Genomic DNA, 12,878 nt, shown 5'->3' with positions numbered 1-12,878 from the left:
GCTCGCCGGGGCGTTTCAGTACTTGTAGGCCTGACGTCCGATCAACAGCCATTTGCCATGCTGCTTCTGCCAAACCTGGAAGTTGTCGATGTCGGTGGGCACTTCGACGCCGCTGTTCACGGCCAACGCGTGAAAGTGGTTGCGCACCAGCGCCGTGTCCCCATCGAGGGTGATGGTCTGGTTTTGCATTTCCAGGGTCTTGAAGGCACTGGTATGGGTTTCCAGGTCGGCGATGAATTGCGCCTTGTTCTGCACTTTGCCGCTGGAGTGGCCGTAGGTGAGGGTGTCGGCGGTCAGCGCGTGGAGTTGCTTGAGGTCCAGGTGCAGCATGGCTTGGGTCAGTTGGTCGACCGCCTGGGCCACTTCCTTTTCTGCCGGGGCAGGGGCGGCAGCGACGTAGCCGCTGAACAGGCACAGAAAACCGATCAGTGCTTTGACGTTGGGCATGGGTGTTTCCTTATTGTTTTTGGGTGAATACGACACTTTAGTCGTCGTACAACATTGCAATAATCAGGGCGCCCAAGGAAAGGGAAATTTTGAAATATTCATAAAATATTAGCCATTTAGTGATCGTTGATCTTATGTGACGTCCTAACTCATTAGGAGGACCATGGGGTTTCTTTCTAGTGAAGTGGCACATCGCTATGCTGTTACCTCAACAACAAGACACCTGAGGGACAAAATGGATTTTGACTGGCACAGCGACCCCATCACTCGCGCCACCCCCGTGACTTCCCACTACAAAAACACCCAGAACGTCCGCCGCTTCATGCTGGAGCACTGCGGCCCGGGGTTTAAGTTTGATCGGCCATTCATGGCCTGGATTTGCGACGGTGCGGCCAAAACCCTGGGCGACGTAGTGGATGAGTGGCAACGCCGCCATCCAGACCAGGAGCCCGGGCAGTGATCGCCGAAGGCTTGGCGGTGCTGATCCACTACACCACTTATCTGACTCCCGGCGTGCTGCTGTTCGGTCTGTGGTTTGCGCTCACGCCCAAGGCAATGCCGGCGATGCGCATCCTGATTCTGCTGGCGGCGTTCGTGTTGATGCGCGACGTGATGACACCCTTGGGCCTGTGGACGCTGGGCAGTGGGGTGCAGATCGGGTTCACGGCGAATGCCTTTGTACTGGCGGTGCTGGGCGGGTTGTCGGTGCTGTTGATCCTGCTGCTCGCCTACATCGCCCCGGATCTGTGGCGGCTGGTGCGCTGGACGATCGGCAGCCCGCACGTTGGCTTGGCCGTCGGGCTGCTGGTCGGATGTTTGATCGGTGCACCGCTGCGGCTTTACCAAGGCATTGAGGCGTCTGCGTTTTACGGTTACTGGGTCTGGCTGCCGGCCATGGTGGTGCTGGCCTATGGCGCCAATGCCCTGGAAGAGGTGTTGTTTCGCGGGTTTTTGCAGGGTTATCTGGAACAACAGCTGACGCCATTGCGTGCGGCGTTGACCAGTGGCGTGGCGTTTGCGGCGTGCCATGCCTTCCTGGCGTTGAGCGTGACCCAGTTGGGTTGGCCGGTGTTGGTGTTTACCTTGATCGAAGGTGTGGCGTGTGGGTTGGTGCGCATGCGCTATGGCGTGTTGGCGGCGACGGTCACCCATGGGACGGCGATCTTGCTGGTGGCGGTGCCCTACATAGCCTGATGCGGCATACAGGCTCAAGACAATATGGAAAGGGGCCTGCTCCCACACAGGCCTGCGTTCATAAGGCTTGGCGCGTTCAGTCAGATTGCAGTGCAGGTGTACGCGGTGGAACCTGGCGTTTGTTGCCCATCGACTCGAACGCCGCGGCAAACCGCAGCAACGCGGAGTCATCATACGCACGCCCGGCAAACGTCAGCCCGACCGGCATGCCGATGTCTGCCATCACGCCCATTGGCACGGTGACCGTCGGTACGCCCAGGTGGCGGATCGCCAGGTTGCCGTTGGCCACCCAGACGCCGTTGCTCCAGGCAATATCTGCCGATGCTTCGTTCACGTCTGCGTCTGCCGGGCCTACATCGGCCACGGTGGGAAACAGCACGGCGTTGAGACCGAGGTTGTCCATCCAGTCTTCCAGGTCCAGCCGGCGGGTTTGTTCCAGGCCGCGCAGGCCGTCAGGGACAGTGCTGATCTCGTTCCATGGGGTGATGCCGCGTTCGGCCATGCGCACGTACTCGTCCATGCCGGCGGCGAGGTCGTCTTCGCGGTTCGGCAAGGTGCCAGGGTCATGGGGGAAGATCTTCGCCCCATCCACATCCGCCAGGCGGTTGAGGCTCGGGTCGGCGTTGGCGCGCAGGAAATCGTCGAAAGCCCATGCGGACAATTCCCACAACTCATCGTGGAGAAATTCCTTGGAGACCAGGCCACGGGTAAACACCGTTGGCGCGCCGGGGCGGTCGCCTTCGCAGTTGGACACCAGCGGGAAATCCACTTCGACCACTTCGGCGCCCGCCGCTTCCAGTGCTTGGCGTGCGGCTTGCCACAGCTCGATCACCGTCGCGCGGGTGTTGATCTTTTGCCCGGTCGGGCCGCCGATCCCAGGTTTTTCGCTGGTGCCGGCTTCCGGGTCGGCGTTGATGTACATGCGCGGCACGCCGAAGCGTTTACCGGCCAGGGACGCGCAATCCACCGCCAGTTCAGCGTAGGACGCCGGACGCACCGAGGCGACGCTGGGAATCGCCACCCAGGGTTGCAGGCGCCACAGGTCGCCACGGGTGTCGGGGTCTTCGGCGACGATCACGTCGAGCACTTCCAGCAGGTCGGCCATGGTGCGTGCGTAGGGCACGACCACATCCATGGTCGGTGTCAGTGGCCAGTTGCCACGTACCGAAATCAGTCCACGAGACGGGGTGTAGGCGCACAGGCCATTGTTGGACGCCGGGCCGCGCCCGCTGGACCAGGTTTCTTCCGCCATGCCGAACGCGGCAAAACTCGCCGCCGTTGCGGTGCCGGCGCCGTTGGAGGAGCCGGAGGCAAAGGGGGCGGTCAGGTAGTTGGCGTTGTAGGGGCTTTCCGCGCGGCCATACACACCGCGCTGCATGCCGCCGTTGGCCATTGGCGGCATATTGGTCTTGCCCAGGCAGATCGCCCCGCCGGCGCGCAGGCGCTCGATGGTGAACGCATCGCGCTGGGCGACGAGCTTGGCAAAGGCCGGGCTGCCGGATGCCGCAGTCAGGCCTTTGACCAGGTAGCTGTCTTTGGCGGTGTAAGGAATGCCATCCAGTGGCCCCAGGGTGGCGCCCTTGGCCCGACGTGCATCGGACGCCTCGGCTTCTGCAAGGGCTTGCGGGTTGCGCACGACCACGGCGTTCAGCGCGGTAGCGGTGTGCGGCCCGTCATAGGCCTCGATCCGCGCCAGGTAAGCCTGGACCAATTCAACGGCAGTGGTCTGGCCGGTTTCAAGCGCAGCGCGCAATTGGGCAATGGAGACTTCGGTTACTTGCATCACGTTTTTTCGCCGCCTTCACGTGGGGGTATCGCGGCAGTCTACGTACAGATATTTCACAAAACCAGCGCCGAATATTCTGCATAGGCGGCGCGCATTATCTGCCAGGTGTGGGCGTCGGCCGGAATCAGATGTTCGATACGCAGGGAGGTGAGTGTGATGTCCTGGGGCATGCCGAAGGTGGTGAAGGTTGACAGAAAGTTCAGCTCGCCCTGGGTTGAGCGGATACGGGTGAGTACCAGTGGCGGCAGTTCCTGGGGCGGCTCGGTGGGGCTTGGCGTCGGCAAACCGGCGAGCAATTGCGCCAGCGGCGGATTACCCAATGCCTCTCGGCTTGCGCGCTGCCAGGCCAGGGTGCGGATCTCGTCGGCATTGAGCAGGTGATCACCGAGGCCGCCGGGTTGCAACAGGGTGGTCAGCAGGTTCAAGCCATCGGCGGCGTCCGGCGCGATGCCGACCAGGCCAAACAACACCGCAGTACTGGCATTCGCCGCCAGCACTTGCCACTGGCTGTCGAGCAGAATCGCCGGGGCAGGATTGTTGGCGTGCAGCACATGGCTGACGGCGTCGCGAATTGCCGTCATGCCGGGTGCAGCGAGCGGGGTGGCGTTGTAGCGCGGGGCGAAGCCGGCGGCGAGGAACACGCGGTTGCACTGCTCCAGAGGGGTCTCCAATGCCGTCAACAGGTTATGCAAAGTCGCGGGGCTGGGTTTGGCGCGGCCGGTTTCGAGGCAACTGAGGTGGCGCTGGGAAACACCAGTGATCAAGGCCAGGTCGAGTTGGCTCAGCTTGGCCTGGCGGCGCAGTTGGCGCAGGTGTTCGCCGGCGGTAGAGGGGGTGTCCATGGCAGGTTCATGACCTCCGAGGTCATTGCGAGGGGCAGAACCTTATCACTAACGTGAGCCTTCATCACGTTGAGGAACAGACCATGCCAAGACCCTATTTCGCCCTGGCCGGCTTGCTCGGATTTACCTTGTATACGGGGTTCACGATGCTGACGGCCGAGCAGTCGCTGCTGGCGTTTGCAGCGCAGTTGCTGTCGCGACCGGACACGGCGCAGGTGGTCATCGACCTGTACCTGATGGCCGTGCTGGCGTGTGTGTGGATGTACCGGGATGCGCGCAGGCGAGGGCGGCCGCTGCGTTCGGTGCTGCCGTATTTTTTGCTGACGGCGGTGTTTGTGTCGTTGGGTCCGTTGCTTTACATCGTGGTGAAGGGGTTTAGGGATGAATGATCTTTTACCTGTCTATGCGGTATGCGTGTTGGTGCTGTGCCTGAAGATGTTCGCCATTTCCTGTTATCAGGGATATTTCCGCATACGCGCACGGGCGTTTACCAATCGTGAAGACGCGGCCTTTTTTAATCGCAGAGCGCAGCCTATGGAGTTGCCGCAAGTGGCCCGCGCGGCCAGGGCGTGGGCCAATGACCTGGAAAATATCCCGCTGTTTTTTGCGTTGGGCGGGTTGTGTGTCGCGCAGCAGAGTGGCAGCGCCGCGACCCTATGGTTGCTTGTGGCCTTTACCCTGGCGCGGGTGCTGCACACGGTGATGTATCTGATGGGCTGGCAACCCTGGCGCACGCTGGCCTATGGCGTGGGTGTGGTGTGCCTGTTCGGCCTCGGCGCCGGGATTATTGGTAGCGCCATCGATCAACGGTGGGTAGAGCTTTAGCGAGGCTGCGAAGGTGGCGGCAAGACCAATAGACAGGTTGCCGGTGCTGGCGTCTTCGCAGGCAAGCCAGCTCCCACCGTTGACCGTGTTCACCAATCAAGATGTGGGAGCGTTCGGGGTTATGGGTTGAGGAAGGCTTGGTAGTTGTCCTTGGTGATCTGCTGATAGGGGATGGTCAGTTCAGCGGTGTAGGGTTGCTTCTTGACCATCTTCACCGCCAGGTCAATCGAGCCCACTGCCTGACCCTTGTTGTCCTGGTACACCGTCACCAGCAGTTGCCCTTTTTTCACTGCGTCCAACCCGGCAGGGCCGCCGTCGCTGCCGGCCACCAGGATGTCCTTGCCCGGCTGCATGCCGGCCTGGCTGATGGCCATGGCCGCGCCTATCGCCATCTCGTCCGCGTTTGCCGCCACCGCGTCGATCTTGCGGCCGGATACGATCCAGTTGTTCATCAGGTCAATCGCTTTGTTGCGCTGCCACTCTGCGCTCTGTTCCTCGACGATCTTGATATTCGGGTACTCCTTGAGCACGCTCTTGACCCCCAGCGTACGGTTGTGGGTAGCGTTGTTGGACAGTAGCCCGAGCATGATCGCCAGGTTGCCCTTGCCGCCCATTTTCTCGGCCAGGTAGCGCATCTGGATCTCACCGGCCTTGACCTCATCGGAACCCACGTAACCCACGCCCGGCGGCAGTTGCGGCGCGTCCGGGCGGCGGTTGACGTAGACCAGCGGGGTCTTGGCCTGCTGGGCATTGGTGCTCATCTTGGCGGTGGCGGCGGTGTCCACCGGGTTGACGATGATGGCGTCCATGCCCTGGGCAGTGAAGTTCTGTACCTGATTGAGCTGGCGCACCACATCGCCCTGGGCGTCTTCGAATTGCAGGGTCACACCGGGCAATTCCTTGGCGTGGGCGGCCATGTAGTCGCGCATTTGGGCGAGGAACACATCGTCGACCTGGGCGATGCTCACGCCGATACGGATATCGGCCAGCGCCCAGGGCGTGACAGCCAGGGTAAACAGTGCCGCAAGGACTTGCTTCTTCATGGTTTTGCTCCGTTGTTATTGTTGTTGTTAAAACACGGGGGATTTACGCCTGGCGCTTGGCCCGCATCTGCGCCACGGCCGCTGCGAAGTCCGCTGGCGGCCAGCGTTCGCGCAACGCCTGCTGCATCAGTTGCTGCCCGGTTTGCGGGGCCAGGCCCTTCAGCGGCGGGTCGGTATCGAGGTTGGTGGGAAACGAATAGCCGTCGGCCGTGCAGGCGATCACCGCCTCGGCATCCAGGGCCGGGTTGGCCAGCAGGGCCGGATACACCGCCAGCATCATGCGGTCGCGGTCGAGGGCCTCCATGGGTTTGCCGAACGCCGAGGAGATTTGCAGCAGATTGGCCATGCGCTGGCGATCCGGCGTGCGGTTGGTGCCGGCCGCGTGGAACAGCGCCGGGTTGAAGAACAGCAGGTCGCCCTTGTCCAGCGGCAGTTGCACGGCGTGTTGCTGGAAGTAGTCGATAAAGTCCTCACGGCGCCACGCCAGGTAGCCCAAGGCGTATTGCTGGGAGAACGGCAGCAGTTGGGTCGGGCCGGTTTCCAGCGGCATGTCCGAATGGGCCACTGCACCTTGCAAGGTCAGGTACTGGGACAACACGTGCAAGGGCAGGGGGAAGCGCTCGACCACATCGTCGGTCTGGAACCCCAGGTGATAGTCACGGTGCGGTTGCTGCGCCTGGCCGCCGGGGTGCACCACATTGACTTGCGCCGTCACCTGGAAATTGGGCCCCAGCCACGCTTCGGCAATCAGCCCCAACAGCGGGTTGGCGTAGTACTCGACAAACGACTCGGGCGACTGCAGTGCGGCTTTCTGCAGTGAGTTCCAGATCCGCCCGTTGCTGCCGGCCTTGGCAAAGTGGTCGGCGGCCACGCCTTGGGCGGCTTCGTTGGCGAAGATTTTTTCGAATACCTGGCTGTGACGGTCGACCACTTCCAGGTCTTCGTAGGCGCGGCGCACGACCATCACGCCCGGGCCATCACGGAACAGTCGGTGCAGTTCATTCATGGCCGTCAGTCTGTCGCTGTTGCGCAGTGCACGTGCCTGATAGATCGGCACGTTGTCCAGCACGTGCTGGCACAGCGGGTACTCTTCAGCCGTGGCCCGTTGCGCGCAGATCCGGCTGAAGTCCGCCAGGCGCACGGCATTCGCGCTCACGAACGCTGACATCACACACCTCCCGGCAGGCTCAGGGCCTGGTGCGGTTGCGGGCTGCCGCCGTCGGTGCAGCCCACCACGCCTTGCTCCAGGTCGATCACCGCGCCGGTCATCATTCCCGATTCACTGGACAACAGAAACGCCACGCTGCGCGCCACTTCCTCGGGCTTGAGTAGACGCCCGAACGGCTGCGCGCTTTCGGCCTGCTGCAACCAGCCGTCCCTGGCGCCGTGGTACTGGCGCTGGATCTGATCTTCGTGGGGCGTGTCCATCCAGCCGATGTTCAAGCCGTTGACCCGGATACGGTTGCGCAACGCACTGAACGCGACGTTCTTGGTCAGGATCGCCAGCGCGCCCTTGGACGCCGCATAGGCGCTGAGGAACGACTGCCCACCATGCCCGGTGACGCTCTGGATATTCACCACGGCGCCTGCCACACCTTTGCTGATCATCAGCTTCAGCGCTTCCTGCATCAGGAAAAACGGCGCCCGCACATTCACCGCAAACAGCTTGTCGAACAGCTCCGGCGAGGTGTCGAGGATGGTGCCGCGATCTGACATGCCAGCGCAGTTGACCAAGCCGTGCAAGGTGCCGAAGTGGGTGTGTGCGGCAGCGATGATCGCCCGGCAATCCTCGATATTTTCCAGATCCGCCTCGACAAAAAACGCCTGGCAATCGAGTTGCGCCAGTTGCCGTACCTGTTCTTCGCCCTGGGTGCGACGGCGCCCGCAGATGATCAGCCCGGCGGCGCCACGTTGGGCCAAGGTATGTGCCACCGCCGCGCCGAGGCCCTGGGTGCTGCCGGTGACGACAAAGTATTGGCCGCTGAACGGCATGGCGAGATCGGCGTTGGGCATGGGGTTCTCCTGAGTTTTTGTTGTTGTGAGTCGCCCGGCTCGACGCCAGACGAAACTGAGACTAGCATTGCGAAACCTCAGAAATACCCAAATAAGACCTCAAAAATACCTCAGGCGAACCGCATGCTCGAACGCGCAAAACACTTTTCCATCAAGCAGCTCGCAACCCAGGCGGGGGTGAGCAACGCCACGGTCGACCGTGTGTTGCACCAGCGCGGCAGCGTGCATGCGCAAACCCGGCGGCGCATCGAACAGGCGCTGGAGGAATTGGAGTCCCAGGAGAAAAATGGTTTGGCGATGGGGCGTACGTTCCACGTCGACGTGATCATGCACACGCCCCAGCGCTTCAGCGCGGCGGTGCAGGCGGCGATCGTCGCGCAACTGGCCAGCCTCGCGCCGTTTCGGATTGCCCCGCGGTTTCACCTGTTCGAAGAGATCGCCCCCAAGGCCATGCACGATCAACTGCTGCGCTGCCTCGACACCGGCAGCCAGGGCGTGGTGCTCAAGGCGGCCGACGAGCCGGCGGTGAACCTGGCGGTCAAGCAACTGATCGCGGCGGGCATCCCGGTGGTGACCCTGGTGACCGACCTGCCGCAGAGCGAGCGCATCGGCTACGTCGGCATGGACAACCGCACCGCCGGGCAGACCGCCGCGTACCTGATGTCGCGCTGGCTGCCGGCGGTGCCCCAGGACGTCGCGGTGGTGATCGGCAGTGAGCTGTTCCGTGGCGAAGAAGAACGCGAAATGGGCTTTCGCGCCTGGCTGCGGGGGCGCTCGCCGCACTTGCGGGTGTTGGACGTCAGCGGTGGCTACGGGGTGTACGACCGCACGTTCGAGCGCGTGACCCGGGCGCTCAAACAGCACCCCGAACTCAAGGCGGTGTACAGCGTCGGCGGCGGCAATCGGGCGATTGTCGATGCGTTCGCCGCCCTTGGCCGTCCACTGGAGGTGTTTATCGGTCACGACCTCGACGAAGAAAACCGCCAGCTGCTGCGTGAAGAAAAAGTCGCCGCGATCATTGATCACAACTTGCAGATCGATGCGCGCAGCGTGTTCCTGCACATCCTGCAATTCCATCGGCTATGGAAGGCCGGGCCGATAGCGCCGTCACAGGTGCAGATCGTCACACCGTTCAATCTGCCGGACTGAATCTCCCCCAACAACAAAACCAGGAGTTTTCACCATGCTACGAATTGCCGTCCTCGGTGCCGGGCGCATCGCCAAGATCCACGCCGCCAACGTCGCCGCCCACCCCAATGCCACGCTGGTGCTGGTGGCCGACCCCTGGCGCGAAGGCGTCGACGCGCTGAGCACGCAACTGGGTTGCGAAGCCGCCTACGATTGCGCGGCTGTACTGCGTCGTGAAGACATCGACGCGGTGGTGATCGGTACGCCCACCGACACCCACATCGACCTGCTATTGGCGGCAGTCGCCGCAGGCAAGGCGGTGTTGTGCGAAAAACCCATCGATCTGGACATCGGCAAGGCACGCACGGCGGCCCAAGCGGTGGAACGCCAGGGCGGCAAGGTGATGCTTGGTTTCAACCGGCGCTTCGACCCCGACATGCTGCGCCTGCGTCAGGCCCTCGATGCCGGCCAGATCGGTGCGGTGCGCCAGGTCATCATCACCAGTCGCGACCCCGGCCTGGCCCCGCGTGATTACCTGGTCCATTCCGGCGGCATCCTGCGCGACATGACCATCCACGACTTCGACACCGCCCGCCATCTGCTCGGCGAAGAACCGGTGCAAGTCAGCGCCATCGCCAGCCGCCTGGTGGACCTCAGCCTTGCCGAGATCGACGACTACGACAGCGTGATGGTGTTGCTGCGCACCGCCTCGGGCAAGCAATGCCACATCAACTGCTGCCGCCAAGCGGTATACGGCTATGACCAGCGGGTCGAAGTGTCCGGCGCCAGCGGCGTGCTGCTCACCGACAACCATCGCCCCAGCACCCTGCGGCACTGGAGCGCCGCGCACACCGAAGCGCTGGAGCCGTTGCAGCATTTCTTCCTGGAACGGTATGCCGACGCCTATCGCAATGAGCTGACCCAGTTCATCGATGCGCTGAACGACGACCTGCCGTTGCCCACCAACATGCGCGACGGTTTGTATGCGTTGCACCTGGCGGATTGTGCGCTGGAGTCGGTGCGGACTGGGCGCAGCGTTGCGGTCAGCTACGACCTCTAGCTGCGGGCGCCGGTGCGATCCACCAACCGAATGCTGTCGCGTCCACCGCGCTTGGTTTCATAGAGCGCGGTGTCACCCTGTTCGATCAACTCCGTGAGGCTCGCGGGCGGTTGGTCGAACAGGTTGGCGCCGATGCTCAGGGTCACTGGAGTTGGGGTCGCAAAGGTTTGCGAAGTGAACTGAAAAAAATCCCCGCGCAGGCGGCTGCCGAGGTCGACGATCTGTTCGGTCGAGGCCGGGTGCAGCAGGATCACAAACTCATCACCGCCCAGGCGCGCGGCCAGTGCGCCACGGGGGATCACCGTGCGGATCATCTCGCTGAGGGCGATCAGCAGGCGGTCGCCGGCGATATGGCCATACAGGTCATTGACCGGCTTGAAGTTGTCGATGTCGATCAGCAGCAGTGCGCCAGGACGGGCCGGGGAGATCTGCGTCAACAGGCGCGGCGCGCGCAAATCCAGGGCGCGGCGGTTGTACAGGGCGGTGAGCGGGTCGCGGGCGGCGAGGCGGGCGATCTGTTGTTCGCGGCGGTAGCGTTCGGAGCCGGTCATCGACAGGGCGATCAGCATGATTGCCATCGCGCCCTCCACCAGGGAAATCTGGATGATCTCGCCCTTGAACGAGGCCAGGTCGATCAAGGTGCCCGGGATCAGCACCGACAACGCCTTGGCCACGTAGAACGAGCCGTGGAACAGCAGCACATAACGCAGTTGCACCGCGCCGATGCTCAAGGATTTGCCATGGGGCCGCAGCATGAAGCTCGCCCGCAGGGTCGGCGCTGCCACCAGCAAGGATTGCACTGCCAGCATGGCTTTGGACCACGGCAGGTCGCTCGGCAACATCAGCATCCCCAGCCAGATGAGCGGCATCAGTAGCCAGCGTCGTGACAGCCGCACCTGGGTGAAGCGCGCGACGCCAAGCAGGAACAGAAAATGCGCGATGACCAGCAAGCCATTGGCGAACCAGATGCCGATCATCAGCAAGCCGTTGGTGCGCAGCAGGGCCAGCGTGGAGCCGACGGTGATGGTGGCGAAACCGGCGCTCCAGAACAGCAGCGAAGGTTCGCGCACGCTGCGCCATTCAATCGCCAGGTACAGGGCGGCAGCGGCGGCAAGGGCCACGGTGAGGGCCAGAATTGTAGGAGGGTCGAGCGTCATGTCTTGCCGGGTCTGCCTGGTGTGCGTTTAAACCGGGATTGTAAGCGCACACGCAGGTTTTCAGAACACACTTCGTACTGGCATACGGCCAGGCGACGCGCGCCCGATCAGACGCCTTTGGTCGAGGGCAGCAAGATCGTCAGGATGCCCACCAGCGGCAGGAACGAACACAGCTTGTAGACATACTCGATGCCGTGGTTATCCGCGAGCAGACCGAGCAGCGCTGCGCCAATCCCACTGAAACCGAACATCAGGCCGAAGAAGATCCCGGCGATCATGCCTACGTTGCCCGGCACCAGTTCCTGGGCGAACACCACGATGGCCGAGAAGGCCGACGCGAGGACAAAGCCGATCACCACGCTGAGCACCGCGGTCCAGAACAGGTCGACGTAGGGCAGGGCGAGCGTGAACGGCGCGGCGCCGAGGATCGAGAACCAGATGACTTTTTTGCGGCCGATCTTGTCGCCAATCGGCCCGCCGGCAAACGTACCGACGGCAACGGCCCCCAGAAACAGGAACAGGTACATCTGCGAACTGGCGACCGACAGCTGGAACTTCTCGATCAGGTAGAAGGTGAAGTAGCTGGTAAGGCTGGACATGTAGAAGTACTTGGAAAACACCAGCACAGCCAGCACCACCAGGGCAAAGCTCACACGGCCCTTGGACAAGCCATGGGTGGCTTTACCGCCCTGCTTGAGCTTGAACAGATTGAGGTGGTGGCGATACCAGCGGCTCAGGCCGTACAGCACCAGGATCGCGAACACTGCAAACAGACCGAACCAGGCGATGTGGCCCTGGCCGTAGGGAATGATGATCGCCGCCGCGAGCAATGGGCCAAGGGCGCTGCCGGTGTTGCCGCCGACCTGGAAGGTCGATTGCGCCAGGCCGTAGCGCCCGCCGGAAGCCAGGCGGGCGACGCGCGAGGTCTCCGGATGGAAGGTCGAGGAGCCCACGCCGACCAGGCCGGCGGCGAGCAGGATCGCCGGGAACGTGCCGACAAACGCCAGCATCAGGATGCCGACCAAGGTGCACACCATGCCCGCCGGCAGCAGCCACGGCTTGGGGTGGCGGTCGGTGTGATAGCCGATCCACGGTTGCAGCAGCGAAGCGGTCAGTTGGAAGGTCAGGGTGATCAGGCCGACCTGGGCAAAGCTCAGGCCGTAGTTGGCCTTGAGCATCGGGTAGATCGACGGCAGCACGGCCTGGATCAGGTCATTGATCAAATGCGCCAGGGCGCAGGCGCCAAGGATGCGCATGACCAAGGGGCTGGTTTGGGACGTAGTGGGGGCAGCAGTGGGTGACGCGGTCAGGGTCGACATGCAGGCATTCCATACAGGGGGGGCGAGTACTTGAGCCCGCCACTTATTTCAAAATGATTCGGCG

14 protein-coding genes are annotated in these 12,878 nt (G+C 62.8%); 6 read left to right on the top strand and 8 right to left on the bottom strand.

From position 1 onward, the window contains the following. Nucleotides 1-15: 15 nt before the first annotated feature. Nucleotides 16-447, bottom strand: coding sequence for a nuclear transport factor 2 family protein (locus PSH81_RS14650; RefSeq protein WP_305390947.1), 432 nt, complete (start codon nucleotides 445-447; stop codon nucleotides 16-18). 235 nt (nucleotides 448-682) lie between these two features. Between PSH81_RS14650 and PSH81_RS14645 the strand changes: the two genes are divergently transcribed. Together PSH81_RS14645 and PSH81_RS14640 are read left to right on the top strand one after the other, a co-directional pair. Beyond that, nucleotides 683-907 carry a DUF6434 domain-containing protein gene (locus PSH81_RS14645; protein WP_305390946.1) on the top strand — a complete coding sequence of 75 codons (225 nt, stop codon included), beginning with the start codon at nucleotides 683-685 and terminating at the stop codon, nucleotides 905-907. Continuing rightward, nucleotides 904-1,641 carry a CPBP family intramembrane glutamic endopeptidase gene (locus tag PSH81_RS14640; RefSeq protein WP_305390945.1) on the top strand — a complete coding sequence of 246 codons (738 nt, stop codon included), beginning with the start codon at nucleotides 904-906 and terminating at the stop codon, nucleotides 1,639-1,641. Before PSH81_RS14645 ends, PSH81_RS14640 begins: the two co-directional genes overlap by 4 nt. A 76-nt stretch (nucleotides 1,642-1,717) precedes the next feature. Here the strand turns inward: PSH81_RS14640 and PSH81_RS14635 are convergent, their stop codons facing one another. Both PSH81_RS14635 and PSH81_RS14630 read right to left on the bottom strand, forming a co-directional pair. Further along, nucleotides 1,718-3,427 carry an amidase gene (locus PSH81_RS14635; protein ID WP_226457653.1) on the bottom strand — a complete coding sequence of 570 codons (1,710 nt, stop codon included), beginning with the start codon at nucleotides 3,425-3,427 and terminating at the stop codon, nucleotides 1,718-1,720. 53 nt (nucleotides 3,428-3,480) lie between these two features. Next, the gene (locus PSH81_RS14630; protein WP_305390944.1) at nucleotides 3,481-4,269 is read right to left on the bottom strand and encodes a helix-turn-helix domain-containing protein; all 789 of its coding nucleotides are present in this window, start codon (nucleotides 4,267-4,269) and stop codon (nucleotides 3,481-3,483) included. Between the two features lie 83 nt (nucleotides 4,270-4,352). Between PSH81_RS14630 and PSH81_RS14625 the strand changes: the two genes are divergently transcribed. Both PSH81_RS14625 and PSH81_RS14620 read left to right on the top strand, forming a co-directional pair. Then, nucleotides 4,353-4,658 (top strand): DUF2834 domain-containing protein, encoded by a 306-nt coding sequence (locus PSH81_RS14625; protein ID WP_226457651.1) that lies wholly within the window; start codon nucleotides 4,353-4,355, stop codon nucleotides 4,656-4,658. Continuing rightward, nucleotides 4,651-5,094 (top strand): MAPEG family protein, encoded by a 444-nt coding sequence (locus tag PSH81_RS14620; protein WP_305390943.1) that lies wholly within the window; start codon nucleotides 4,651-4,653, stop codon nucleotides 5,092-5,094. Before PSH81_RS14625 ends, PSH81_RS14620 begins: the two co-directional genes overlap by 8 nt. Before the next feature lie 119 nt (nucleotides 5,095-5,213). Here the strand turns inward: PSH81_RS14620 and PSH81_RS14615 are convergent, their stop codons facing one another. The 3 genes from PSH81_RS14615 to PSH81_RS14605 are packed head-to-tail and all read right to left on the bottom strand — an operon-like array spanning nucleotide 5,214 to nucleotide 8,150. After that, a complete protein-coding gene (locus PSH81_RS14615; protein WP_226457649.1) occupies nucleotides 5,214-6,137 on the bottom strand; it encodes a sugar ABC transporter substrate-binding protein in 924 nt (307 codons plus the stop codon). 43 nt (nucleotides 6,138-6,180) lie between these two features. Beyond that, entirely contained in the window at nucleotides 6,181-7,305 is a 1,125-nt protein-coding gene (locus PSH81_RS14610) for a phytanoyl-CoA dioxygenase family protein (protein ID WP_305390941.1), read from the bottom strand. Further along, complete coding sequence (locus PSH81_RS14605; protein WP_192300492.1) at nucleotides 7,305-8,150, bottom strand: SDR family oxidoreductase; 846 nt, start codon at nucleotides 8,148-8,150, stop codon at nucleotides 7,305-7,307. Before PSH81_RS14605 ends, PSH81_RS14610 begins: the two co-directional genes overlap by 1 nt. A gap of 123 nt (nucleotides 8,151-8,273) precedes the next feature. Here PSH81_RS14605 and PSH81_RS14600 point away from each other — a divergent pair, with 123 nt between their 5' ends. Together PSH81_RS14600 and iolG are read left to right on the top strand one after the other, a co-directional pair. Further along, nucleotides 8,274-9,299, top strand: a complete 1,026-nt coding sequence (locus tag PSH81_RS14600) for a LacI family DNA-binding transcriptional regulator (RefSeq protein WP_226457646.1) — start codon at nucleotides 8,274-8,276, stop codon at nucleotides 9,297-9,299. Between the two features lie 34 nt (nucleotides 9,300-9,333). Further along, nucleotides 9,334-10,338: an inositol 2-dehydrogenase gene (gene iolG / locus PSH81_RS14595; protein WP_226457645.1), complete on the top strand. Its 1,005-nt coding sequence runs from the start codon at nucleotides 9,334-9,336 to the stop codon at nucleotides 10,336-10,338. Here the strand turns inward: iolG and PSH81_RS14590 are convergent. Both PSH81_RS14590 and PSH81_RS14585 read right to left on the bottom strand, forming a co-directional pair. Next, the gene (locus PSH81_RS14590; RefSeq protein ID WP_305390938.1) at nucleotides 10,335-11,495 is read right to left on the bottom strand and encodes a GGDEF domain-containing protein; all 1,161 of its coding nucleotides are present in this window, start codon (nucleotides 11,493-11,495) and stop codon (nucleotides 10,335-10,337) included. The genes iolG and PSH81_RS14590 overlap by 4 nt on opposite strands. Nucleotides 11,496-11,602: 107 nt before the next feature. Next, on the bottom strand, nucleotides 11,603-12,814 hold the full coding sequence (locus tag PSH81_RS14585) for an MFS transporter (RefSeq protein WP_305390937.1): 1,212 nt from the start codon (nucleotides 12,812-12,814) through the stop codon (nucleotides 11,603-11,605). Between the last annotated feature and the right edge of the window lie 64 nt (nucleotides 12,815-12,878).

This window comes from Pseudomonas sp. FP2335 (genome assembly GCF_030687535.1).
Classification (GTDB): domain Bacteria; phylum Pseudomonadota; class Gammaproteobacteria; order Pseudomonadales; family Pseudomonadaceae; genus Aquipseudomonas.
Note: the sequence above shows the minus strand (reverse complement) of the source record. Positions and strands in the feature narration are given on the sequence as shown.

Coding starts and splice junctions, on each gene's coding strand:
- PSH81_RS14650 (WP_305390947.1), bottom strand. CDS start 447: ATGCCCAACGTCAAAGCACTGATCGGTTTTCTGTGCCTGTTCAGCGGC.
- PSH81_RS14645 (WP_305390946.1), top strand. CDS start 683: ATGGATTTTGACTGGCACAGCGACCCCATCACTCGCGCCACCCCCGTG.
- PSH81_RS14630 (WP_305390944.1), bottom strand. CDS start 4,269: ATGGACACCCCCTCTACCGCCGGCGAACACCTGCGCCAACTGCGCCGC.
- PSH81_RS14625 (WP_226457651.1), top strand. CDS start 4,353: ATGCCAAGACCCTATTTCGCCCTGGCCGGCTTGCTCGGATTTACCTTG.
- PSH81_RS14620 (WP_305390943.1), top strand. CDS start 4,651: ATGAATGATCTTTTACCTGTCTATGCGGTATGCGTGTTGGTGCTGTGC.
- PSH81_RS14615 (WP_226457649.1), bottom strand. CDS start 6,137: ATGAAGAAGCAAGTCCTTGCGGCACTGTTTACCCTGGCTGTCACGCCC.
- PSH81_RS14610 (WP_305390941.1), bottom strand. CDS start 7,305: ATGTCAGCGTTCGTGAGCGCGAATGCCGTGCGCCTGGCGGACTTCAGC.
- PSH81_RS14605 (WP_192300492.1), bottom strand. CDS start 8,150: ATGCCCAACGCCGATCTCGCCATGCCGTTCAGCGGCCAATACTTTGTC.
- PSH81_RS14600 (WP_226457646.1), top strand. CDS start 8,274: ATGCTCGAACGCGCAAAACACTTTTCCATCAAGCAGCTCGCAACCCAG.
- iolG (WP_226457645.1), top strand. CDS start 9,334: ATGCTACGAATTGCCGTCCTCGGTGCCGGGCGCATCGCCAAGATCCAC.
- PSH81_RS14590 (WP_305390938.1), bottom strand. CDS start 11,495: ATGACGCTCGACCCTCCTACAATTCTGGCCCTCACCGTGGCCCTTGCC.
- PSH81_RS14585 (WP_305390937.1), bottom strand. CDS start 12,814: ATGTCGACCCTGACCGCGTCACCCACTGCTGCCCCCACTACGTCCCAA.